20 protein-coding genes, 5 tRNA genes and 1 other RNA gene are annotated in these 22,435 nt (G+C 53.6%); 23 read left to right on the top strand and 3 right to left on the bottom strand.

The genetic code is table 11. The annotated features are described in order from the left end of the window. Positions 1 to 26: 26 nt before the first annotated feature. The 21 genes from mngA (at position 27) to pnuC (ending at position 17,089) form a co-directional block, all read left to right on the top strand. Positions 27 to 1,934, top strand: coding sequence for a PTS 2-O-a-mannosyl-D-glycerate transporter subunit IIABC (mngA, locus tag I6L58_RS05770; protein WP_088207666.1), 1,908 nt, complete (start codon positions 27 to 29; stop codon positions 1,932 to 1,934). 23 nt (positions 1,935 to 1,957) lie between these two features. After that, positions 1,958 to 4,591, top strand: a complete 2,634-nt coding sequence (gene mngB, locus I6L58_RS05765; protein WP_088207665.1) for a mannosylglycerate hydrolase — start codon at positions 1,958 to 1,960, stop codon at positions 4,589 to 4,591. Between the two features lie 682 nt (positions 4,592 to 5,273). Further along, entirely contained in the window at positions 5,274 to 6,842 is a 1,569-nt protein-coding gene (gene cydA, locus I6L58_RS05760; RefSeq protein WP_042321014.1) for a cytochrome ubiquinol oxidase subunit I, read from the top strand. A 15-nt stretch (positions 6,843 to 6,857) separates the two neighbouring features. Continuing rightward, positions 6,858 to 7,997 carry a cytochrome d ubiquinol oxidase subunit II gene (gene cydB / locus I6L58_RS05755; RefSeq protein WP_006177207.1) on the top strand — a complete coding sequence of 380 codons (1,140 nt, stop codon included), beginning with the start codon at positions 6,858 to 6,860 and terminating at the stop codon, positions 7,995 to 7,997. Positions 7,998 to 8,011: 14 nt separating this feature from the next. Continuing rightward, a complete protein-coding gene (gene cydX / locus I6L58_RS05750; RefSeq protein WP_006177208.1) occupies positions 8,012 to 8,125 on the top strand; it encodes a cytochrome bd-I oxidase subunit CydX in 114 nt (37 codons plus the stop codon). Further along, positions 8,125 to 8,415 (top strand): cyd operon protein YbgE, encoded by a 291-nt coding sequence (gene ybgE / locus I6L58_RS05745; protein WP_006177209.1) that lies wholly within the window; start codon positions 8,125 to 8,127, stop codon positions 8,413 to 8,415. The genes cydX and ybgE overlap by 1 nt, the downstream gene beginning before the upstream one ends. Positions 8,416 to 8,564: 149 nt before the next feature. Beyond that, entirely contained in the window at positions 8,565 to 8,969 is a 405-nt protein-coding gene (gene ybgC / locus I6L58_RS05740) for a tol-pal system-associated acyl-CoA thioesterase (RefSeq protein ID WP_042321018.1), read from the top strand. After that, entirely contained in the window at positions 8,966 to 9,658 is a 693-nt protein-coding gene (gene tolQ / locus I6L58_RS05735; RefSeq protein WP_072208909.1) for a Tol-Pal system protein TolQ, read from the top strand. Before ybgC ends, tolQ begins: the two co-directional genes overlap by 4 nt. Before the next feature lie 3 nt (positions 9,659 to 9,661). Further along, on the top strand, positions 9,662 to 10,090 hold the full coding sequence (gene tolR, locus I6L58_RS05730; protein ID WP_003858589.1) for a colicin uptake protein TolR: 429 nt from the start codon (positions 9,662 to 9,664) through the stop codon (positions 10,088 to 10,090). A 28-nt stretch (positions 10,091 to 10,118) separates the two neighbouring features. Beyond that, on the top strand, positions 10,119 to 11,390 hold the full coding sequence (tolA, locus tag I6L58_RS05725) for a cell envelope integrity protein TolA (protein ID WP_088207664.1): 1,272 nt from the start codon (positions 10,119 to 10,121) through the stop codon (positions 11,388 to 11,390). A gap of 129 nt (positions 11,391 to 11,519) precedes the next feature. Next, on the top strand, positions 11,520 to 12,812 hold the full coding sequence (gene tolB / locus I6L58_RS05720) for a Tol-Pal system beta propeller repeat protein TolB (RefSeq protein ID WP_042321022.1): 1,293 nt from the start codon (positions 11,520 to 11,522) through the stop codon (positions 12,810 to 12,812). A 35-nt stretch (positions 12,813 to 12,847) separates the two neighbouring features. Continuing rightward, complete coding sequence (pal, locus tag I6L58_RS05715) at positions 12,848 to 13,369, top strand: peptidoglycan-associated lipoprotein Pal (RefSeq protein WP_006177214.1); 522 nt, start codon at positions 12,848 to 12,850, stop codon at positions 13,367 to 13,369. Positions 13,370 to 13,378: 9 nt separating this feature from the next. Next, positions 13,379 to 14,167: a cell division protein CpoB gene (gene cpoB / locus I6L58_RS05710; protein WP_006177215.1), complete on the top strand. Its 789-nt coding sequence runs from the start codon at positions 13,379 to 13,381 to the stop codon at positions 14,165 to 14,167. A gap of 161 nt (positions 14,168 to 14,328) precedes the next feature. Next, a tRNA-Lys gene (locus tag I6L58_RS05705) sits at positions 14,329 to 14,404 on the top strand. Positions 14,405 to 14,431: 27 nt separating this feature from the next. Continuing rightward, positions 14,432 to 14,507, top strand: a tRNA-Val gene (locus tag I6L58_RS05700). A gap of 3 nt (positions 14,508 to 14,510) precedes the next feature. Next, a tRNA-Lys gene (locus tag I6L58_RS05695) sits at positions 14,511 to 14,586 on the top strand. 145 nt (positions 14,587 to 14,731) lie between these two features. After that, positions 14,732 to 14,807, top strand: a tRNA-Lys gene (locus I6L58_RS05690). 30 nt (positions 14,808 to 14,837) lie between these two features. Beyond that, a tRNA-Lys gene (locus I6L58_RS05685) sits at positions 14,838 to 14,913 on the top strand. A 29-nt stretch (positions 14,914 to 14,942) separates the two neighbouring features. Next, positions 14,943 to 15,068: non-coding RNA, RtT sRNA (locus tag I6L58_RS05680), on the top strand. Positions 15,069 to 15,303: 235 nt separating this feature from the next. Further along, positions 15,304 to 16,347 (top strand): quinolinate synthase NadA, encoded by a 1,044-nt coding sequence (gene nadA, locus I6L58_RS05675; RefSeq protein ID WP_088207663.1) that lies wholly within the window; start codon positions 15,304 to 15,306, stop codon positions 16,345 to 16,347. A gap of 22 nt (positions 16,348 to 16,369) precedes the next feature. Further along, the gene (gene pnuC, locus I6L58_RS05670; RefSeq protein WP_006177218.1) at positions 16,370 to 17,089 is read left to right on the top strand and encodes a nicotinamide riboside transporter PnuC; all 720 of its coding nucleotides are present in this window, start codon (positions 16,370 to 16,372) and stop codon (positions 17,087 to 17,089) included. On the opposite strand, the gene zitB is transcribed toward pnuC, so the two are convergent. Both zitB and I6L58_RS05660 read right to left on the bottom strand, forming a co-directional pair. Continuing rightward, a complete protein-coding gene (gene zitB, locus I6L58_RS05665; protein WP_088207662.1) occupies positions 17,086 to 18,018 on the bottom strand; it encodes a CDF family zinc transporter ZitB in 933 nt (310 codons plus the stop codon). The genes pnuC and zitB overlap by 4 nt on opposite strands. Positions 18,019 to 18,126: 108 nt before the next feature. Beyond that, on the bottom strand, positions 18,127 to 18,513 hold the full coding sequence (locus I6L58_RS05660) for a protein YbgS (protein WP_042321027.1): 387 nt from the start codon (positions 18,511 to 18,513) through the stop codon (positions 18,127 to 18,129). A gap of 305 nt (positions 18,514 to 18,818) precedes the next feature. Between I6L58_RS05660 and aroG the strand changes: the two genes are divergently transcribed. Beyond that, a complete protein-coding gene (gene aroG / locus I6L58_RS05655) occupies positions 18,819 to 19,871 on the top strand; it encodes a 3-deoxy-7-phosphoheptulonate synthase AroG (RefSeq protein ID WP_006177222.1) in 1,053 nt (350 codons plus the stop codon). Between the two features lie 61 nt (positions 19,872 to 19,932). On the opposite strand, the gene gpmA is transcribed toward aroG, so the two are convergent. Continuing rightward, the gene (gpmA, locus tag I6L58_RS05650) at positions 19,933 to 20,685 is read right to left on the bottom strand and encodes a 2,3-diphosphoglycerate-dependent phosphoglycerate mutase (protein WP_006177223.1); all 753 of its coding nucleotides are present in this window, start codon (positions 20,683 to 20,685) and stop codon (positions 19,933 to 19,935) included. A 385-nt stretch (positions 20,686 to 21,070) separates the two neighbouring features. On the opposite strand from gpmA, the gene chbC reads away from it, so the two are divergent. After that, positions 21,071 to 22,429 (top strand): PTS N,N'-diacetylchitobiose transporter subunit IIC, encoded by a 1,359-nt coding sequence (gene chbC / locus I6L58_RS05645; RefSeq protein ID WP_088207661.1) that lies wholly within the window; start codon positions 21,071 to 21,073, stop codon positions 22,427 to 22,429. Positions 22,430 to 22,435 lie beyond the last annotated feature (6 nt).

The following is a 22,435-nucleotide window of genomic DNA, read 5'->3' as shown; positions in this document are numbered from 1 at the left end:
ATGACAACATGAGTGTGAGGATCTTTATGGACCTGACGACCCTGACCCATCCCGAGGCAATCTGCGTGCAAAAGCGCTTTGCCAGCCGCGATGAAGCCATACACCAGCTCACGGCGCAGCTGGTGGCGCTGGGCAAGATCACCGATGGTGATGCCTTTTTAGCGGAAGTTTTCCACCGGGAATCGCTTGGCCCCACCGCCCTGGGCGAAGGGCTGGCCGTTCCCCACGGTAAATCGTCCGCGGTGAAAGAGGCCGCTTTTGCCGTCGCAACGTTAAGTGAACCGCTGGAGTGGGAAGGGGTGGACGGCCCTGAACAGGTTAAGCTGGTTTTCCTGCTCGCCATCCCGCCTGCGCAGGCAGGATCCACGCATATACAGCTTTTAACCGAGCTCACCTCCCGCCTCGCGGATGATGCCCTTCGGGCACGGGTGATGGCAGCAAAGACGGCGGTCGCGGTGATTGCCGCCCTCGAAGATGCGCCGCAGGACGATGAGCGCGCCGCGCCGGTGAATGCGCCGACCATCGTGTGCGTAACTGCATGCCCGGCAGGCATCGCGCATACCTATATGGCTGCGGAATATCTTGAAAAAGCAGGGCGTAAGCTCGGCATTAATGTGGTGGTAGAGAAGCAGGGGGCGAACGGCATAGAGGGGCGGATTACCGCGCAGCAACTGCGGGAAGCGCAAGCCTGTATTTTTGCGACAGAAGTGGCGGTCAAGGAGAGCGAACGATTCAACGGCATTCCGGCTATTTCCGTGCCGGTGGCAGAACCGCTGCGCCATGCCGAAGCGTTAATCGAGCGCGCGCTGACCTTGTCATCTTCGTCTGCTGCGCAGACTGTCCAGGCAGAAAAAAAGAGCGTTAAGACCGAGCTGAAGCAGGCGCTTCTCAGCGGTATCTCGTTTGCTGTACCTCTGATTGTTGCCGGAGGAACGGTGCTGGCCGTTGCGGTACTGCTGGCACAAATGCTTGGCTTGCAGCATCTGTTCGATCAGGAAAACTCATGGCTGTGGATGTATCGAAAGCTCGGCGGCGGCATGCTCGGGATTTTGATGGTCCCGGTGCTTGCCGCATACACCGCCTTTTCGCTGGCCGATAAACCAGCTCTGGCACCGGGGTTTGCTGCCGGTCTTGCCGCCAACATGATCGGCTCCGGCTTTCTGGGGGCCGTCGCGGGCGGTCTGATCGCCGGCTACCTGATGCGCTGGGTGAAACAGCACATTCGCCTTGGTAACCGCTACAACGGTTTTTTAACCTATTACCTCTATCCGGTTATCGGCGTGCTGGGCGCGGGCAGCCTGATGCTGTTTGTGATTGGCGAGCCGGTGGCGTGGATCAACAACTCGCTGACGGCCTGGCTTAATGGCCTGTCCGGGGCAAATGCCCTGTTGCTGGGCACGCTTCTCGGCTTTATGTGTTCCTTTGATTTAGGCGGCCCGGTCAATAAAGCAGCCTATGCGTTCTGTCTCGGGGCGATGGCTAACGGCGTCTATGGGCCTTACGCCATTTTCGCCTCGGTCAAAATGGTCTCGGCTTTTACCGTGACGGCCTCCACGGTGTTAGCTCCCTCACTCTTTAAACCCTTTGAAATTGAAACCGGTAAATCCACCTGGCTGCTCGGGCTGGCGGGGATTACCGAAGGGGCTATCCCGATGGCGATAGAAGATCCGCTGCGGGTGATTGGCTCGTTTGTTCTTGGCTCAATGGCAACGGGGGCCATCGTCGGGGCGATGGGCGTGGGGTTATCTACGCCGGGAGCGGGCATTTTCTCCCTCTTTTTACTGCACCCTGCCGGACTGGGCGGCCTGATGGCTGCGGCAGGCTGGTTTGGCGCAGCGCTGGTGGGCACCGCTATCTCGACCGTTGTGTTGCTGCTCTGGCGACGCCAGGCAGTGAAAAAGGGTCACTACACCGTTGAAGACGTCACGTCATAACCACGCATAAACAGGAAACGAAGATGAAAGCTGTATCTCGTGTTCACATCACGCCGCACATGCACTGGGACCGTGAGTGGTACTTCACCACGGAAGAGTCACGTATTCTTCTGGTCAATAATATGGAGGAGATCCTGACGCGTCTCGAGCAGGACGATGCCTGGAAATATTACGTCCTCGACGGCCAGACCGCGGTACTGGAAGACTACTTCGCGGTGAAGCCGGAAAACCGCCCTCGGGTAAGGGCGCTGGTACAGGCGGGTAAGCTGATTATCGGCCCGTGGTATACCCAAACGGATACCACCCTCGTCTCTGCCGAGTCGATTGTGCGTAACCTGATGTACGGCATTCGCGATTGCATGGCCTTTGGTGAGCCGATGAAAATTGGCTATCTGCCGGATTCGTTTGGGATGTCAGCGCAACTGCCGCACATTTATAACGGATTTGGTATCACCCGGACCCTGTTCTGGCGAGGGTGCTCGGAACGTCACGGCACCGATAAAACCGAATTTCTCTGGCAGAGCACGGACGGCAGCGAAGTCACGGCGCAGGTGCTGCCGCTGGGCTACGCGATTGGTAAGTACTTACCGGAGGACGAAGCCGGACTGCGAAAACGTCTCGACAGCTACTTCGAGGTGCTGGAGAAGGCCTCGGTCACCAAAGAGATTTTACTGCCTAACGGCCACGACCAGATGCCGCTCCAGCAGAATATTTTTGCGGTGATGGATAAACTGCGTGAGATCTACCCGCAGCGTGAATTTGTGATGAGCCGGTTTGAGGAAGTTTTCGATCGCATTGATGCCCATCGTGACCAACTGGCAACCCTGAAAGGTGAGTTTATCGACGGTAAATACATGCGCGTACACCGGACTATCGGCTCCACGCGGATGGACATCAAAATCGCCCATGCCCGGATTGAGAATAAAATCGTTAATATTCTTGAGCCGCTGGCGACGCTCGCCTGGAGTCTGGGATTTGAGTATCACCACGGCTTGCTGGAGAAAATGTGGAAGGAGATCCTCAAAAACCATGCTCATGACAGCATCGGGTGCTGCTGTAGCGATAAGGTCCATCGCGAAATTGTCGCCCGGTTCGCGCTGGCCGAAGACATGGCCGACAACCTGACGCGGTTTTATATGCGCAAAATCGTCGATAACATGCCGCAACGCGATCAGGACAAGCTGGTGATGTTCAATCTGATGCCCTGGCCGCGAGAGGAGGTCATTAACACCACTATCCGCTTGCGCGCCCGTCAGTTCCGTATTGTGGATGATAAAGGCAACGACATCCCTTATTTCCTTCGTAGCGCACGCGAAATCGATCCGGGACTCATCGACCGGCAAATCGTCCATTACGGCAACTACGACCCGTTTATGGAGTTTGACATCCAGCTCAGCCAGATCCTCCCGTCAATGGGGTATCGCACGTTCTTTATTGAACCCCATGTTGCCGGGAGCGTGCGCCCTGCGCAGAACGCCCCCCAGGCGCTGCTGGAAAATGCGTTCTGGCAGATCGATATCAATGACGACGGGACGCTGCGCCTGCGGGATAAAGAATCCGGGCTGGTTTATGACCGCGCGCTGGAGATCGAAGAGAGTTCCGATGACGGGGATGAGTACGATTACTCTCCGTCTCGTGAAGAGTGGCGACTCACATCGGCGCAGGGAAAGCATGACGTTGAGGTGACGCATGAGGGCTGGCAGAGCAGGGCGGTGATCCGGCATCAACTGTCGGTACCGGCAAACCTGGCCGAGCGCTCGGCGCGCCAGCGAAGCGGCTCGCTCACGGCTGAAGTTGAGATCACGCTCAGCCACAACAGCAGGCGGATTGATGTGGCGGTTCGCCTGGATAACCAGGCTGACGATCACCGTGTCCGCGTACTGATCCCCACGCCGTTTACCACGCAAGAGGTGCTGGCTGACACGCAGTTTGGCTCGCTGACCCGCCCTGTGCAGGATGCCGCGATGGCCAACTGGCAGGCGGAGGGATGGAAAGAGGCGCCGCTGCCGGTCTGGAATATGCTGCATTACGCCGTCCTTCAGGCGCAGCGTAATGGCATGGCGCTCTTTACCGAGGGGCTACGGGAATTCGAAATCGTGGGTGACGATACCAAAGCCTTCGCCCTGACGCTGCTGCGCGGCGTAGGGGTGCTCGGTAAGGAGGATTTACTGCTGCGCCCGGGACGGCCTTCTGGGATCAAGATGCCGGTGCCGGACTCACAGCTGCGGGGCAAGCTGGACTGCCGCTTTAGCCTCTTCAGTTTTAGCGGCACACCGGAAAGCGCCGGCGTCGCTCAGCAGGCGAAGGCATGGCTTACGCCGGTGCATTGCTACAATAAAATCCCCTGGGATGCGATGAAACTTAACCGTGCGGCGTTTACCACACCGGAGGGCTACAGCTTGTTGACCCTGTCGCCCACAGGCTGCGTCCTGAGTGCGCTGAAAAAGGCAGAAGACCGCGAGTCACTTATTCTCCGCCTGTTCAACCCCTCAGAAACCACCTCTTGCGACGTAACGTTATCGATGAATCGGCCAATAGCGGCATGTAACGAAACGGACCTGAAAGAGTGTCTACGGGAAGGGGAGGGCAATGCAGACGGGATCACTGGTGCTTTCAGACCGGGTCAGTCACGAACGTTTGACCTTAGCTTAGCCTGACATCACATCCTCCAATAACCAAGGCCGCAGACTGTGCGGCCTTTTGCTTTATAAATAGTCACAATGAGGTGTTAATTTTGTGACTATTAAAAGTAAAATTAATGTAATTATCAGGCTTAACAGATCCCGCGTAAAATACTGTGAGGTGGATAACACTCTATGTTTGCCGTCAGATTACAGGTTGCGCTCCGCACTGGTTAAATAAAATCACAGCTGTTTATATTATTATCTGTGATTGATAACTATTATCCTCCCGCAATGCACATATCGTTAACATGGGTTTTACCATTCTCACCACAATTAAACATGTTTAACAATGCCGTCTGTTTTTGATTTAAATCAATGTTTAATCCTTGGAAAAAGACATCAAAAGGCGTTAAATTGTCCGCGATCAAAATGGTCGAAAACCGGTAGATTTGCTATAAATTGATCACCGTCGAAAAACGTAAAAGTGATTCATTAAAAACCTGTTTATTGTAAGGGTTTTGCAGCGTATTATATTTGCGGGATCAATTTGGGTTTTTTATTAACGTATTTGTAACCTTTCATCACTGCTTTTTCCCGTCGAGGAGAAAAAGCAGCGAAGAAGGGGAGCAGATTACTTTGTATTGGGGCATGCGTGTGAATCCGTTTATGACGGGCTTCACTCTCGGAGTCTTCATGCGATGAGCAAGGAGTCATGATGTTAGATATAGTCGAACTGTCGCGCTTACAGTTTGCCTTGACCGCGATGTACCACTTCCTGTTTGTGCCACTGACGCTCGGTATGGCGTTCCTGCTGGCCATTATGGAAACGGTCTACGTCCTCTCCGGCAAACAGATTTATAAAGATATGACCAAGTTCTGGGGCAAGTTGTTTGGTATCAACTTTGCACTGGGCGTGGCAACCGGCCTGACCATGGAGTTCCAGTTCGGGACTAACTGGTCTTACTATTCCCACTATGTAGGGGATATCTTCGGTGCGCCGCTGGCCATTGAAGGTCTGATGGCCTTCTTCCTCGAATCCACCTTTGTAGGTCTGTTCTTCTTCGGTTGGGACCGTCTCGGTAAGGTTCAGCACATGGCTGTGACCTGGCTTGTCGCATTAGGGTCTAACCTGTCTGCACTGTGGATCCTGGTGGCGAACGGCTGGATGCAGAACCCTATCGCCTCTGATTTCAACTTCGAAACCATGCGTATGGAGATGGTCAGCTTCTCTGAGCTGGTCCTGAACCCGGTGGCACAGGTTAAATTTGTTCACACTGTGGCCTCAGGCTACGTGTGCGGCGCGATGTTTGTCCTGGGCATCAGTTCTTACTATATGCTGCGCGGTCGTGACTTTGCCTTCGCAAAACGCTCCTTTGCTATCGCAGCCAGCTTCGGTATGGCGGCGATTCTCTCCGTTATTGTTCTGGGTGATGAATCCGGCTACGAAATGGGCGACGTACAGAAAACCAAACTGGCGGCAATTGAAGCCGAGTGGGAAACGCAACCGGCGCCGGCTGCCTTTACCCTGTTTGGTATTCCTGACCAGGATGCGCAGGAAAACCGCTTCGCGATTCAGATCCCTTATGCACTGGGTATCATCGCTACGCGTTCCGTCGATAAGCAGGTTACCGGCCTGAAAGATCTGATGGAGCAGCATGAAGAGCGTATCCGTAACGGTATGAAAGCCTACTCGCTGCTGGAACAGCTGCGCGGTGGTTCTACCGACCAGAGCGTTCGCGACAGCTTTAACGACGTGAAGAAAGACCTGGGCTACGGTCTGCTGCTGAAACGCTATACCCCGAACGTCTCCGACGCGACGGAAGCGCAGATTCAGATGGCGACCAAAGACTCGATTCCACGCGTTGCGCCACTGTACTTCGCGTTCCGCATCATGGTGGGCTGCGGCATTATCATGCTGCTGATCATCGCGGCCTCCTTCTGGAGCGTGATTCGTAACCGCATCGGTGAGAAAAAATGGCTGCTGCGCACCGCACTGTACGGTATTCCGCTGCCGTGGATTGCCATCGAATCCGGCTGGTTCGTCGCAGAATATGGCCGTCAGCCGTGGGCGATTGGTGAGGTGCTGCCAACTGCGGTAGCGAACTCCTCCCTGACAGCGGGCGACCTGATCTTCTCCATGCTGCTGATCTGTGGTCTTTACACCCTGTTCCTGGTGGCTGAACTGTTCCTGATGTTCAAGTTCGCGCGCCTTGGCCCAAGCAGCCTGAAAACCGGTCGCTATCACTACGAGCAGTCCACTGCGACTACTCAGCCGGCACGCTAAGACAGGAGTCATCAAATGATCGATTATGAAGTATTGCGTTTTATCTGGTGGCTGCTGGTCGGTATTCTGCTGATCGGTTTTGCGGTCACCGACGGGTTCGACATGGGGGTGGGCATGCTCACCCGTTTCCTCGGTCGTAACGACACCGAGCGTCGTATCATGATCAACTCCATCGCCCCGCACTGGGACGGTAACCAGGTGTGGCTGATCACCGCAGGCGGCGCGCTGTTCGCTGCCTGGCCGATGGTCTACGCGGCGGCTTTCTCCGGTTTCTACGTGGCGATGATTTTAGTGCTGGCCTCTTTGTTCTTCCGTCCGGTCGGTTTCGATTACCGCTCCAAGATTGAAGACACCCGCTGGCGCAACATGTGGGACTGGGGCATCTTCATCGGTAGCTTCGTTCCACCGCTGGTGATTGGCGTGGCGTTTGGTAACCTGCTGCAGGGCGTGCCGTTCCACATCGACGAGTACATGCGTCTTTACTACACAGGTAACTTCTTCCAGCTGCTGAATCCGTTTGGTCTGCTGGCGGGCGTGGTCAGCGTGGCGATGATCATTACTCAGGGCGCAACCTATCTGCAGATGCGTACCGTGGGTGAACTGCACCTGCGCTCCCGCGCAACGGCGCAGGTTGCTGCGCTGGTAACGCTGGTTTGCTTCGCACTGGGTGGTGTTTGGGTGGTTTACGGCATCGATGGTTACGTGGTGACCTCGGCTATTAACCATGCCGCACCGTCTAACCCGCTGACCAAAGAAGTGGCGCGTCAGGCAGGAGCATGGCTGGTTAACTTCAACAACATGCCTGCGCTATGGGCTATCCCGGCTCTGGGTGTACTGCTGCCGCTGCTGACCGTGCTGACCTCTCGTCTGGAAAAAGGCGCACTGGCATTCGTGTTCTCTTCCCTGACCCTGGCGTGCATTATCCTGACGGCGGGTATCGCGATGTTCCCGTTCGTGATGCCATCCAGCACGATGATGAATGCGAGCCTGACCATGTGGGATGCGACCTCCAGCCAGCTGACGCTGAACCTGATGACGTATGTGGCCTGCGTGTTCGTTCCGATCATCCTCCTCTACACCTCCTGGTGTTACTGGAAAATGTTCGGTCGTATCACCAAAGAGCATATCGAAAGCAACACTCACTCTATGTATTAAGTTAGGAGCTGAATATGTGGTATTTCGCATGGATTTTAGGGACGCTTCTTGCTTGTGCATTTGGTGTCATCACTGCCCTGGCGCTTGAGCACGTCGAAGCGTCAAAAGCAGGTGAAGAGAAGCACTGATGAATATCATTGCGACACTTTACCGTGTCATGGATAAGCGCCCGTTACGGGCGCTTTCTTTAGTGATGGCATTACTGCTGGCAGGCTGCATCTTCTGGGACCCGTCGCGCTTTGCGGCAAAAACCAGCGAGCTGGAGATCTGGCACGGCTTCCTGATGATGTGGGCCGTCTGTACGGGCGTGATCCACGGCGTAGGCTTTCGTCCGAAAGCGCTGCACTGGCAGGGGATCTTCTGCCCGCTCATTGCCGATCTGGTGCTTCTTGCAGGCCTGATTTTCTTCTTCTTCTGAATAAGAAATGTCCGTTAACCTTATGGGCTTACCCGAGCCCATAAAAATTTACTCTCCGTTTACTTTCCCCCATTCCAAACCATCATTCCCGCGCGTATAGTAGCGAAGTTTAAAAGCTCTCTCTATTTGTTGCATTACTGGGATGTAAAGTGAATACAACGCTGTTTCGATGGCCGGTACGTGTCTACTATGAAGACACCGACGCCGGTGGTGTGGTCTACCATGCCAGCTACGTTGCTTTTTATGAACGGGCACGCACAGAGATGCTGCGACATCATCACTTTAGTCAACAGGTGCTGTTGGCTGAGCGAGTTGCCTTCGTGGTACGCAAGATGACGCTTGAGTATTTTGCGCCTGCCAGACTCGACGATATGCTCGAAGTCCAAACTGAAATTACATCTATGCGCGGGACCTCGCTGGTGTTCACGCAGCGGATAGTTAATGCTGACAACACCGTACTGAACTCAGCTGAAGTACTGATTGTCTGTGTTGATCCAACCATAATGAAGCCTCGTGCGCTTCCTAAGTCTATTGTCGCGGAGTTTAAGCAGTGACTGACATGAATATCCTTGATTTGTTCCTGAAGGCTAGCCTTCTGGTTAAACTTATCATGTTGATTTTGATTGGTTTTTCAATCGCATCCTGGGCCATCATTATCCAGAGAACCCGTATCCTCAATGCTGCCAGCCGCGAAGCTGAAGCCTTTGAAGATAAGTTCTGGTCGGGTATCGAACTGTCTCGCCTGTATCAGGAAAGCCAGGGGCGCCGTGATAACCTCGCTGGCTCCGAACAGATTTTTTACAGCGGTTTTAAGGAGTTTGCGCGTTTACATCGTGCTAACAACCATGCGCCGGAAGCGGTCGTTGAAGGGGCGTCGCGTGCGATGCGCATTTCCATGAATCGCGAACTGGAAACGCTGGAAACGCATATTCCGTTCCTCGGTACCGTCGGTTCCATCAGCCCGTATATCGGTCTGTTTGGTACGGTGTGGGGGATCATGCACGCCTTTATCGCCCTGGGCGCGGTGAAGCAGGCGACGTTGCAGATGGTCGCACCGGGTATCGCAGAAGCGCTGATCGCAACCGCGATTGGTCTGTTTGCGGCGATCCCGGCGGTTATGGCGTATAACCGTCTGAACCAGCGCGTGAACAAACTGGAGCTGAACTACGACAACTTTATGGAAGAGTTCACTGCGATTCTGCACCGTCAGGCGTTTACCAGCACCGAGAGCAACAAGGGGTAAACCATGGCCAGATCGCGTGGACGAGGTCGTCGCGAACTCAAGTCCGAAATCAATATCGTTCCACTGCTGGACGTACTGCTGGTACTTCTGCTGATCTTTATGGCAACGGCACCCATCATTACGCAGAGCGTGGAGGTTGATCTGCCGGATGCGACAGAATCGCAAGCGGTGAGCACCAATGACGATCCTCCGGTCATCATTGAGGTTTCCGGAGTAGGGCAGTACAGCGTGGTGGTTGAGAAAGATCGTATGGATCAGTTGCCGCCAGAGCAGGTGATTGCCGAAGCGCAACGGCGTCTGGAGTCAAATCCGAAAACGGTCTTCTTGATCGGAGGCGCTAAGGATGTGCCCTATGATGAAATTATTAAGGCGCTGAACTTGCTACATAGTGCGGGCGTTAAGTCGGTTGGCTTAATGACTCAGCCTATTTGATCATCTGCGTAGTTTTTGGGAACCGATAGTGTCAAAGGCAACCGAACAGAACGACAAGCTTAAACGAGCGATAATCGTCTCCGCTGTGCTGCACGTGATTCTTTTTGCAGCACTGATCTGGAGTTCGTTCGACGAGCATATTGATGCATCAGGCGGCGGTGGGGGATCCTCCATCGACGCCGTTATGGTGGATCCCGGTGCGGTCGTTCAGAACTATAATCGCCAGCAACAGCAGCAGGCGAGTGCGAAACGTGCTGAAGAACAGCGTGAAAAACAGGCGCAACAGCAGGCTGAGGAGCTGCGTGAAAAGCAGGCCGCAGAGCAGGAGCGTCTGAAACAGCTGGAGAAAGAGCGTTTGCAGGCGCAGGAAGCGGCGAAAGAGCAGGCGGAACAGCAAAAACAAGCGGAAGCGGCAGCGAAAAAAGCGCAGGAACAGCAGAAGCAGGCGGAAGAGGCTGCAGCCAAAGCGGCCGCAGACGCGAAAGCACAGGCTGATGCTCAGGCGAAACAGGCGGCCGACGCCGCGAAGAAAGCCGCTGCGGATGCCCAGAAAAAAGCGGAAGCAGAAGCTGCGAAGAAAGCCGCTGCCGATGCTCAGAAAAAAGCGGAAGCGGAAGCTGCGAAAAAAGCCGCTGCTGATGCTCAGAAAAAAGCTGAAGCGGATGCTGCGAAGAAAGCCGCTCAGGAAGCCGAGAAAAAAGCGGCGGCTGACGCTGCGAAGAAAGCGGCTGCTGCCGAGAAGGCCGCGGCTGAAAAAGCGGCTGCCGCTGAAAAAGCTGCGGCTGATAAAAAAGCGGCTGCCGAGAAAGCTGCCGCAGATAAAAAAGCTGCAGCCGAAAAAGCCGCTGCCGATAAGAAAGCTGCTGCTAAAAAGGCCGCTGCTGAAAAAGCTGCCGCTGAAGCTGCCACCGCCGACGATATCATTGGCGACCTGAGTTCAGGTAAGAATGCACCGAAAGCGGGCGGCGGGGCGAAAGGGAACGGTCAGCCGTCTAAAGACAGCGGGACTTCCGGCGCCCACGGCGGTGCAACGGGGGCAGATATCAGCGCTTATGCGAAGCAGATTCAGGTGGCGATCCAAAGCCGTCTGTTTGATGCGGGCCTGTATCAGGGCAAACAGTGCGTGCTGCATATCAATCTTGCCCCGGATGGACGGTTGAAAAGCGTCACTTCCGAAGGGGGCGATCCTGCGCTTTGTCAGGCAGCGTTAGCCGCAGCAAGATCGGCGAACATTCCTAAACCGCCGAGTGAGGCTGTTTACGATAAGATAAAAGATGCCAAACTAGACTTTAAGCTGTGATCGTCTTTCCTTTGGGAAGTATGGAAAACCGACTATTGTCATAGCCAGGACCGTGTCGTTTTTATATTTGGGTTTGTTAACATTCTGCTAAATTATCGTGGGTAAGGTTACCCGGATAAGGGAGATATGATGAAGCAGGCATTACGTGTAGCATTTGGTTTTTTAATGCTGTGGGCAGCTGTGCTGCACGCAGAAGTACGTATCGAGATCACCCAGGGGGTGGACTCGGCGCGCCCGATCGGCGTTGTTCCGTTCCAGTGGGCGGGGCCGGGTGCCGCGCCTGAAGATATCGGTGGCATCGTTGCGGCTGACCTGCGTAACAGCGGAAAATTCAACCCGTTAGATCGCTCTCGTCTGCCACAGCAGCCGGGCACCGCGCAGGAAGTACAGCCTGCCGCATGGTCTGCGCTGGGCATTGATGCCGTTGTTGTCGGTCAGGTAACGCCTGCTCCGGACGGTGGCTATAACGTTGCTTACCAGCTGGTGGATACCGGCGGTGCGCCGGGTACCGTTCTGGCTCAGAACACTTACAAAGTGAACAAGCAGTGGCTGCGCTACGCGGGTCACACGGCAAGTGACGAAGTGTTCGAAAAGCTTACCGGGATCAAAGGTGCATTCCGTACGCGTATCGCTTACGTCGTTCAGACCAACGGCGGTCAGTTCCCGTATGAACTGCGCGTCTCTGACTACGATGGCTACAACCAGTTCACCGTTCACCGTTCTCCACAGCCGCTGATGTCTCCGGCCTGGTCTCCGGACGGCTCGAAACTGGCCTACGTGACCTTCGAAAGCGGTCGTTCAGCGCTGGTGATTCAGACGCTGTCTAACGGTGCTGTGCGTCAGGTTGCGTCGTTCCCGCGTCACAATGGTGCACCGGCATTCTCTCCGGACGGCACAAAACTGGCGTTCGCCCTGTCGAAAACCGGCAGCCTGAACCTGTACGTGATGGACATCGGCTCGGGTCAAATTCGCCAGATCACCGATGGTCGCAGCAACAATACCGAACCAACCTGGTTCCCGGACAGCCAGAACCTGGCCTTTACGTCTGACCAGGCCGGTCGTCCACAAGTTTATAAAGTGAATATCAACGGCGGAGCAGCGCAGCGTATTACCTGGGAAGGTTCACAGAACCAGGATGCTGATATCAGTGCCGATGGTAAAACGATGGTAATGGTCAGTACTGCGGGTGGTCAGCAGCACATTGCCAAACAAGATCTGGTTACGGGTGGCGTGCAAGTTCTCTCGTCAACGTTCCTGGATGAAACGCCAAGTCTGGCACCTAACGGCACTATGGTAATCTACAGCTCTTCTCAGGGGATGGGATCTGTGCTGAATCTGGTTTCTACAGATGGGCGTTTCAAAGCGCGTATTCCGGCAACTGATGGACAGGTCAAATCACCTGCCTGGTCGCCGTATCTGTAAATAATAATTAATTGATTACTAAAGGAATCTTAGAAATGCAACTGAACAAAGTGCTGAAGGGGCTGATGATCGCTCTGCCTGTAATGGCAATCGCAGCGTGTTCTTCCAACAAGAACGCAAGCAATGACCAGAGCGGCGAAGGCATGATGGGTGCCGGTACTGGTATGGACGCTAACGGCAATGGCAACATGTCTTCTGAAGAGCAGGCGCGTCTTCAGATGCAGCAGCTGCAGCAGAACAACATCGTTTACTTCGATCTGGATAAATACGACATCCGTTCTGACTTCGCTGCGATGCTGGATGCTCACGCTAACTTCCTGCGTAGCAACCCGTCTTACAAAGTCACCGTAGAAGGTCATGCGGACGAACGTGGTACGCCAGAATACAACATCTCCCTGGGTGAGCGTCGTGCTAACGCCGTTAAAATGTACCTGCAGGGTAAAGGCGTTTCTGCTGACCAGATCTCCATCGTTTCTTACGGTAAAGAAAAACCTGCAGTACTGGGTCATGACGAAGCGGCTTACGCCAAAAACCGTCGTGCCGTACTGGTTTACTAAGAGAATTGCATGAGCAGTAACTTCAGACATCAACTGTTGAGTCTGTCGTTACTGGTTGGAATAGCGGCCCCCTGGGCCGCTTTTGCTCAGGCACCAATCAGTAGTGTCGGCTCAGGCTCGGTAGAAGACCGGGTCACCCAACTTGAGCGTATCTCTAACGCTCACAGCCAGCTTTTAACGCAACTCCAGCAGCAGCTTTCCGATAACCAAAACGATATTGATTCCCTGCGTGGTCAGATCCAGGAAAGTCAGTATCAGCTTAATCAGGTTGTGGAACGTCAGAAGCAAATCCTGCAGCAAATGGATAGCCTGAGCAGCGGCGGTGCAGCAGCACAGCCTGCGACAGGTGACCAGAGCGCTGCTGCCACGACGACGCCTGCTCCGGACGCTTCAGCCTCAACAGGCGCGCCTGTACAGAGCGGTGACGCGAATACGGACTACAACGCGGCCATTGCCCTGGTACAGGACAAATCGCGGCAGGACGACGCTATCGTGGCGTTTCAGAACTTCGTTAAGAAGTACCCTGATTCCACTTACCAGCCAAACGCCAATTACTGGCTGGGACAGTTGAATTACAACAAGGGTAAAAAAGACGATGCGGCGTTTTATTTTGCCTCTGTAGTGAAAAATTACCCGAAATCGCCTAAAGCGCCGGATGCGATGTTTAAAGTCGGCGTAATCATGCAGGACAAAGGCGACACTGCGAAGGCCAAAGCGGTTTATCAGCAGGTGGTTGCAAAATTCCCGGGCACCGAAGGTGCCAAACAGGCGCAAAAACGTCTGAATTCGATGGGATGATTAACGCATGACCAGAAATCGTGTTATTTCTGGTCGTGCAGCATGATTACTAAGCAGTTAAGTGATCTTCATCGAAATTTTTGTTGCGCAGAAATCTTAAACCAGTAATATATGCCGCCGTTGCCACGGGATATCAAACAACGTGAAAGCAGCGCAAAAGTGGGTCGTTAGCTCAGTTGGTAGAGCAGTTGACTTTTAATCAATTGGTCGCAGGTTCGAATCCTGCACGACCCACCACTTAAAGCAGTTCCGGTAGTTCAGAGTGGGTGATTAGCTCAGTTGGTAGAGCATCTCCTTTACACGGAGGGGGTCGGCGGTTCGAGCCCGTCATCACCCACCACTCGGGTCGTTAGCTCAGTTGGTAGAGCAGTTGACTTTTAATCAATTGGTCGCAGGTTCGAATCCTGCACGACCCACCAATTTAATGTCTTACTCAGATATTAAACGTGAAGGATAACGTTGCTTTAGCAGCGGCCCGAAGGGCGAGGCGAAGCCGAGTCATCCTGCACGACCCACCAATCTTTTGATTGGTACCGAGTAAAATCTTCGAAGTCAGCACCACTCGGGTCGTTAGCTCAGTTGGTAGAGCAGTTGACTTTTAATCAATTGGTCGCAGGTTCGAATCCTGCACGACCCACCACTTCGAAGACAAAGCAGTAAATCCCGCAAGGGGTCGTTAGCTCAGTTGGTAGAGCAGTTGACTTTTAATCAATTGGTCGCAGGTTCGAATCCTGCACGACCCACCAATGTAAAAAAGCGCCCTAAAGGCGCTTTTTTGCTTTCTGCGATTTGTATGATTCGAACCTGCAGCAGGTTTGAGCCGAACGCAGTGAGGCACCGGAGCCGTTTACGGCGACGGCCCGAAGGGCGAGCGAAGCGAGTCATCCTGCACGACCCACCAATGTAAAAAAGCGCCCTAAAGGCGCTTTTTTGCTTTCTGCAATTCCCGAAGAGTTATCCCTGTAGGTCGGGTAAGGCGAAGCCGCCACCCGACAAATGCTGCACGCATCTATTTCCGATGACTTTTCTTCGCACATTCGCTATCTTGTTTAGTATATAAAACACATTGCCGCTCATTTTGCTCTCTCCTGCAAAACAAGGGCAATATTGTTAAGCCAGTAAAACGAGAAGCCATAATGAGCGTGATGTTTGATCCAGAAGCCGCAATCTATCCCTTCCCGCCAAAGCCCGCTCCGCTGAGCCGGGACGAAAAACAGTTTTACCGCGAGAAGATCAAAGGTCTTCTTAAAGCGCGCGACGCGGTGATGGTGGCGCATTACTACACCGACCCGGAAATCCAGCAGCTGGCGGAAGAGACGGGCGGCTGTATCTCTGATTCCCTGGAAATGGCACGTTTTGGCGCGAAGCATCCTGCTTCTACGCTGCTGGTGGCTGGCGTGCGTTTTATGGGCGAAACGGCAAAAATCTTAAGCCCTGAAAAAACCATCCTGATGCCCACCCTGAATGCCGAATGCTCCCTCGACCTCGGCTGTCCTGTCGATGCGTTCACAGCCTTCTGCGACGCGCATCCGGACCGGACCGTGGTGGTGTACGCCAATACCTCCGCAGCGGTTAAAGCGCGTGCCGACTGGGTCGTGACTTCAAGCATTGCCGTTGAGCTGATTGAGCATCTCGACAGCCTCGGTGAGAAGATCATCTGGGCACCCGATCGCCATCTTGGACACTATGTTCAGAAACAAACCGGCGCGGATATCCTCTGCTGGCAGGGGGCCTGTATTGTTCATGACGAATTCAAAACACAGGCGCTGATGCGGATGAAGGGCCTCTATCCCGAAGCGGCTATTCTGGTGCATCCGGAGTCGCCACAATCCATTGTGGACCTCGCCGATGCCGTCGGTTCAACCAGCCAGCTGATTAACGCTGCGAAAACCCTGCCGCATAAGCAGCTTATAGTGGCGACCGATCGCGGCATCTTCTACAAAATGCAGCAGGCCGTGCCTGACAAGGAGCTGCTCGAAGCTCCAACCGCCGGGGAAGGAGCGACCTGCCGCAGCTGCGCCCATTGTCCATGGATGGCGATGAACGGCCTGAAGGCCATTGCCGAAGGGCTGGAAAACGGGGGGGCTGCGCATGAAATCCACGTTGACCCCGCGTTGCGTCAGGGCGCATTAATTCCGCTTAACCGCATGCTGGATTTTGCGGCTACACTACGAACTTAATTCATTACGTCTCGGGGAAAAGATGGATTTTTTTAGCACACAGAACATCCTGGTTCATATACCGATTGGTGCGGGTGGCTATGACCTGTCATGGATTGAAGCCGTTGGCACGCTGGCGGGATTGCTTTGCATCTGGCTGGCAAGCCTTGAGAAGATTGTTAACTACGCTTTTGGGCTAATAAACGTCACGCTCTTTGCAATTATTTTCTTCCAGATCCAGCTTTATGCCAGCCTGCTTTTACAGCTGTTCTTTTTCGTGGCGAATATTTACGGCTGGTACGCCTGGTCGCGTCAGAACAGCCAACAGGAGGCGGAGCTGCAAATCCGCTGGCTACCCTTGCCAAAAGCGATTGCCTGGCTTGTGGCCTGCGTAGTGGCGATTGGTTTAATGACGATCTATATCAACCCGGTATTCGCCTTCCTGACCCGTGTGGCGGTTTCCGCAATGTCTGGCCTCGGGTTGAACGTCACCATGCCAGCGCTTCAGCCGGATGCCTTTCCGTTCTGGGATTCCTGCATGATGGTCTTGTCGATTGCAGCCATGGTCCTGATGACCCGGAAATATGTTGAAAACTGGCTCCTGTGGGTCATTATCAACGTAATAAGCGTGGTGATCTTTGCGTTGCAGGGTGTCTACGCGATGTCGCTGGAGTATCTGCTCCTGACGTTCATCGCGCTGAACGGCAGCCGGATGTGGATCAAGAGCGCGCGCGAGCGAGGCTCCCGCGCGCTGTCGCATTAATGGTGATGATGGTGTGAATGGCCAGGCTGCGCCTCATTCAGGTCGCAGTCTGGTCCGCTACACGGCTGATACTCCATCTGAATGGTGGCGTGTGCGATGTCGTAATGATGCTCCAGAAAGTGCTGAATACGCCCTAGCAAAGCATCATGATCATGAGGGGGGATCACCTGAACATGCAGCGTCATGATCGGTTTCTCGCCCACCAGCCAGACGTGAACATGGTGAACGTTACGCACTTCGGGTATTGAGCGGCTCAGGTTGCGCTTAAGCTCGCCGATGTCCAGCGATGTCGGCGCGCCTTCCAGCAACTCGTTCACGCTCTCTTTCAACAGCTGCCAGGCGCTGCGCAGGACCAGGCATGACACCAGAACGGAAAGTATCGGGTCGATTGGCGTCCACCCTGTGCCCATGATAATCAGCGCCGCCACGATGGCACCCACAGAGCCAAGCAAATCGCCCAGCACGTGCAGCGCCGCGGCGCGTACGTTAAGGTTCTTTTCGCTGCTGCCCCGATGCAAAATCCAGAATGCCAGAAGATTCGCCAGCAAACCGGCAATCGCGATGACCATCATAGTCGCGCCCGCGACGGGCTGCGGGTGTCTGAAGCGCTGGAACGCCTCCCAGACAATCAGGATGGTAATCACCACCAGCGCAATGGCATTCACAAACGCAGCAAGGGTGGTCAGCCTGAGCCAGCCAAACGTATGGCGCGCGTTGGCAGGGCGGCGGGCAAAATGAACGGCCAGCAGGGCAAAGAGCAGGGCGGCAGCGTCGGTGAGCATATGCCCGGCATCGGCCAGCAGCGCCAGGGAACCGGAAACCAGCCCGCCAATAACTTCAATGACCATAAACGTCGCGGTGACGCCAAAAGCCAGCAACAGCCGTTTAGCGTTATCGTCACCGGCGGTATGGGAATGGGAGTGCGCCATGGGATCGTTCCTGATACGTTGGGATAAGTAAGCGTCGATTTTTTAATATTTTGCACAAAAAAGAAAGGAGAGCCGAAGCTCTCCTTTCATATTTGCGTTTACTCAATGTTACTGAGTTGTACCGTCAGTTTTGGTGTTAGCGTCGCTACCCACTTTGTCATTCGGGTCTGGACATTTGCCGTCTTTACACATTGAGTTTTTATGCACTTCATCTTTGGTCATGCCGTCGTGAGACATGGTGCCGTTTTGATGCTGCATGGTACCGTCGGTCGTGCCAGTGGTATTGGTATTCGTGTTGCCGGTGTTGATATTGCTGTTATCAACGTTGTTAGGGGCGATATTTTGCTTAGCGTCCGGGGCAACCTGGCCTGCCGCGGCGGCTGCGTTTGCATCGCCGTTGCTGTCAGATGAGCCCGTCTCGGCCGCAAGGGCGCTGGCGCTAGCCATTGAGAGAGTAGCCGTCAGGAAAAGTGTAGCCAGTTTCGTCATTTTCATGATGTTGCTCCTGTTTTTGGTCGTTATGCTGAATAACATTTCCAACTTGTGCATCACGTTGTGTGGCGAAAGATTCCACTAACCGAACTTATGGCGATATGGAATCGCGTTTAAGCAAACAAATTTAGTTGTTACAATTAAAAAGTTTAGGTCAGATCTCATTTTTCGCTATTTTGTGGCGTTTTTTTGGCTCATTCCAGGAATTATCTGCCTGAAGTGTAAAAGCCCGTTTACACTTCCCGGTCGACGAGATAGATTGAAAGGATTGCATTCCTTACAAAAGATATGGCAGAGCTGGAAAAGAGATGAACTATCAGAACGACGATTTACGCATTAAAGAGATCAATGAGTTATTACCGCCTGTAGCACTCCTTGAAAAATTCCCCGCCACGGAGAATGCCGCCAACACGGTGTCCCATGCGCGCAAAGCGATCCACAAGATTCTGAAAGGTAATGACGATCGTCTGTTAGTGGTGATTGGTCCGTGCTCTATTCACGATCCAGCAGCCGCCAAAGAGTATGCCGCACGCTTGAAAACTTTGCGTGAAGAGCTGAAGGACGAGCTGGAAATCGTCATGCGCGTCTACTTTGAAAAACCCCGCACCACCGTGGGCTGGAAAGGGCTGATTAACGATCCGCATATGGACAACAGCTTCCAGATTAACGACGGCCTTCGCATTGCCCGTAAGCTGCTGCTGGAGATCAACGACAGCGGTCTGCCCGCTGCCGGCGAATTCCTCGATATGATTACGCCACAATACCTGGCGGACCTGATGAGCTGGGGCGCAATTGGCGCGCGTACCACCGAATCTCAGGTTCACCGCGAGCTGGCCTCTGGCCTCTCTTGCCCGGTTGGGTTTAAAAATGGCACCGACGGCACCATCAAAGTGGCTATCGACGCCATCAACGCAGCGGGTGCGCCACACTGTTTCCTGTCAGTGACCAAATGGGGCCACTCCGCCATCGTGAACACCAGCGGTAACGGTGACTGCCATATCATTCTGCGCGGCGGTAAAGAGCCGAACTACAGTGCAAAACACGTGGCAGAGGTGAAAGCCGGTCTGGAAAAAGCCGGCCTGGCACCGCAGGTAATGATCGATTTCAGCCACGCCAACTCCAGCAAGCAGTTTAAAAAGCAGATGGACGTCGGGGCCGACGTTTGTCAGCAGATTGCCAACGGTGAACACGCGGTGATTGGGGTGATGATTGAGAGCCATCTGGTCGAAGGTAATCAGAACCTGGAAGGCAGCGAGCCGCTGGTTTACGGCAAGAGCGTAACGGATGCCTGCATTGGCTGGGAAGACACCGACGCGCTTCTGCGCCAGCTGGCGAATGCGGTAAAAGCCCGCCGCGGCTGAGCCATTCAGGGCAAATAAAAAAGCGTGGATTGCTCCACGCTTTTTTTATGGCTTGCGAAACTTACTTCGCTTTACCCTGGTTCGCTACGGCCGCCGCTTTTGCCGCGATCTCGTCAGCGTTGCCCAGATAGTAGTGTTTGACAGGTTTGAAGTTTTCATCGAATTCATACACCAGCGGTACGCCCGTTGGGATATTCAGTTCGAGGATCTCATCTTCACCCATATCGTCCAGGTATTTTACCAGCGCACGCAGGGAGTTACCGTGAGCGGCGATGATCACGCGCTCGCCGCTTTTCAGGCGTGGCAGGATGGTTTCGTTCCAGTAAGGCACAACGCGATCGATGGTCAGCGCCAGGCTTTCAGTCTGCGGCAGTTCTGCATCGGTCAGTTTTGCGTAGCGTGGGTCATGGCCCGGGTAGCGCTCGTCATCTTTGCTCAGCTCTGGTGGCGTGACCGCGAAACCGCGACGCCACTGCTTAACCTGCTCGTCACCGTATTTTTCAGCGGTTTCCGCTTTGTTCAGGCCCTGCAGCGCACCGTAGTGACGTTCGTTCAGTTTCCAGGATTTCTCAACTGGCAGCCAGGCCTGATCCAGTTCGTCCAGCACGTTCCACAGGGTATGGATGGCACGTTTCAGCACAGAGGTGTAAGCAAAATCAAAGCTGAAGCCTTCTTCCTTCAGCAGTTTACCTGCTGCTTTTGCTTCGCTTACGCCTTTCTCGGACAGATCAACGTCGTACCAACCGGTGAAGCGGTTTTCGTTGTTCCACTGGCTTTCGCCGTGGCGTACCAGGACCAGCTTAGTTATAGCCATCTCTTACTCCTCATAAGCTTTATTGAATGATAAAGATTCTCATTATATTGCTGTGGCTGTGCCAGCAGCAACGCTTATGCAATACAATAGCGAAAATCTCTGCTCTATGTAAGACACTTGTAAACGAGTCGTTGCCTGGGATTGTTAGGACGTTGAGCCTTTGTCGAAAATTGCTGCCAGCAGAAAAAGGTGCGCCGCAAAAATTATACGATTTGTGAAAAACATCAATCTCTCAGGTCAATCAGCCATCATTCGCGTTACTCATCCGTTATCGGCTAGCAGGCCGCTCAGTTATGCTAAACACCATTCTGATGATGTAAGAGCAACGCTTTTTTAGGGATGCACGCAGGGTAAATTCCCCATCAAAAATGTGAGGATATCTATTATGGCTGGTTTTGTCGGCTCGCTGGAGCGCGTGATTTTGCCTGTGGCAATCACACTGGGAAAACAAGTGCACGTAAATGCGATAAAAAACGGCTTCATTCGCTTAATGCCTTTAACCCTGGTCGGGGCAATATTTGTTCTGATTAATAATGTATTGCTTAACTTTGAAGAGGGGTCATTTTTCTACTCAATGGGTATCCATCTGGATACCGCAGCGTTAAGTACACTCAATGATTTAAAAGCTACAGGTAACAGCGTTTATAACGGTACGTTAGGGATCATGTCCTTGATGACGCCTTTTTTTATCGGCATGGCGCTGGCAGAGGAGCGCAAGGTCGACCCGCTTGCCGCAGGATTATTATCTATTGCCACTTTTATGACCGTCACGCCATTCAAAATAGGGGAAATAAATGCCATTGGCGCCAACTGGCTGGGCGGGGCCAATATTATCTCAGGTATGATTATTGGTCTGGCGGTGGCCGAGGCGTTCACCTTTATTATCCGGCGAAAGTGGGTAGTGGTTCTGCCTGACAGTGTGCCGGAGTCTGTGTCTCGTTCATTTACGGCGCTGATCCCGTGCTTTATTATTCTATTTCTTGCAGGGCTGACCTCCTGGGGGCTTTCTCTGGCAGGCATCCATTTTCACCAGGTAATAATGAATTCCATCTCCAGTCCGTTGGCGTCGCTTGGTGCGGTTGTGGGCTGGGTGTATGTTATTTTTAACGCCTTATTATGGTTCTTTGGCGTCCATGGAGGACTGGCGCTCACTGCTTTAAATAGCGGTATTCTTGGCCCATGGGGGCTGGAAAATATGGCGACGTACACGGAATATGGATCCGTTGAGGCGGCGTTGGCGGCGGGGAAAACATTCCACTTCTGGACTGGACCCATGCTTGAATCCTACGTATACCTGGGCGGGACAGGCGCAACCCTTGGCCTGATTATTGCAATTTTCATTGCCTCCCGTCGCGCGGACTATCGTCAGGTAGCAAAAATGGCGTTGCCCTCTGGGCTATTCAATATTAATGAGCCCATTTTATTTGGCCTGCCCATTATTATGAACCCGGTATTGATGATCCCCTTTGTTATTATTCAACCGATCCTCGCCGGATTGGCTCTGGTAGCCTGGTCGCTGAATATTATTCCACCTTCAACAAACTTCGCGCCATGGACTATGCCACCGGGACTTGGGGCCTTCTTTAATAGCAACGGTAGCGTACCCGCGTTCATCCTCGCCCTCGTAAACCTTACCGTCGCTACGCTGATCTATCTGCCGTTTGTCGTCATTGCCAATAAAGCGCAAGGCATTATCGAAGAAGAAGAGAGCGAAGAAGAGATCGCGAATGCGTTAAAATTTTGAAGAGGG

Source organism: Enterobacter cancerogenus (assembly GCF_019047785.1).
In the GTDB taxonomy this organism is placed as follows: Bacteria; Pseudomonadota; Gammaproteobacteria; order Enterobacterales; family Enterobacteriaceae; genus Enterobacter; species Enterobacter cancerogenus.
Note: the sequence above shows the minus strand (reverse complement) of the source record. Positions and strands in the feature narration are given on the sequence as shown.

Excerpts from the sequence above, each read along its gene's own strand:
- cpoB (WP_006177215.1), top strand. The coding sequence starts at position 13,379 with ATGAGCAGTAACTTCAGACATCAACTGTTGAGTCTGTCGTTACTGGTT.
- nadA (WP_088207663.1), top strand. The coding sequence starts at position 15,304 with ATGAGCGTGATGTTTGATCCAGAAGCCGCAATCTATCCCTTCCCGCCA.
- mngB (WP_088207665.1), top strand. The coding sequence starts at position 1,958 with ATGAAAGCTGTATCTCGTGTTCACATCACGCCGCACATGCACTGGGAC.
- mngA (WP_088207666.1), top strand. The coding sequence starts at position 27 with ATGGACCTGACGACCCTGACCCATCCCGAGGCAATCTGCGTGCAAAAG.
- tolR (WP_003858589.1), top strand. The coding sequence starts at position 9,662 with ATGGCCAGATCGCGTGGACGAGGTCGTCGCGAACTCAAGTCCGAAATC.
- pal (WP_006177214.1), top strand. The coding sequence starts at position 12,848 with ATGCAACTGAACAAAGTGCTGAAGGGGCTGATGATCGCTCTGCCTGTA.
- zitB (WP_088207662.1), bottom strand. The coding sequence starts at position 18,018 with ATGGCGCACTCCCATTCCCATACCGCCGGTGACGATAACGCTAAACGG.
- cydB (WP_006177207.1), top strand. The coding sequence starts at position 6,858 with ATGATCGATTATGAAGTATTGCGTTTTATCTGGTGGCTGCTGGTCGGT.
- aroG (WP_006177222.1), top strand. The coding sequence starts at position 18,819 with ATGAACTATCAGAACGACGATTTACGCATTAAAGAGATCAATGAGTTA.
- pnuC (WP_006177218.1), top strand. The coding sequence starts at position 16,370 with ATGGATTTTTTTAGCACACAGAACATCCTGGTTCATATACCGATTGGT.
- I6L58_RS05660 (WP_042321027.1), bottom strand. The coding sequence starts at position 18,513 with ATGAAAATGACGAAACTGGCTACACTTTTCCTGACGGCTACTCTCTCA.
- cydA (WP_042321014.1), top strand. The coding sequence starts at position 5,274 with ATGTTAGATATAGTCGAACTGTCGCGCTTACAGTTTGCCTTGACCGCG.
- cydX (WP_006177208.1), top strand. The coding sequence starts at position 8,012 with ATGTGGTATTTCGCATGGATTTTAGGGACGCTTCTTGCTTGTGCATTT.
- ybgE (WP_006177209.1), top strand. The coding sequence starts at position 8,125 with ATGAATATCATTGCGACACTTTACCGTGTCATGGATAAGCGCCCGTTA.
- gpmA (WP_006177223.1), bottom strand. The coding sequence starts at position 20,685 with ATGGCTATAACTAAGCTGGTCCTGGTACGCCACGGCGAAAGCCAGTGG.
- chbC (WP_088207661.1), top strand. The coding sequence starts at position 21,071 with ATGGCTGGTTTTGTCGGCTCGCTGGAGCGCGTGATTTTGCCTGTGGCA.
- tolB (WP_042321022.1), top strand. The coding sequence starts at position 11,520 with ATGAAGCAGGCATTACGTGTAGCATTTGGTTTTTTAATGCTGTGGGCA.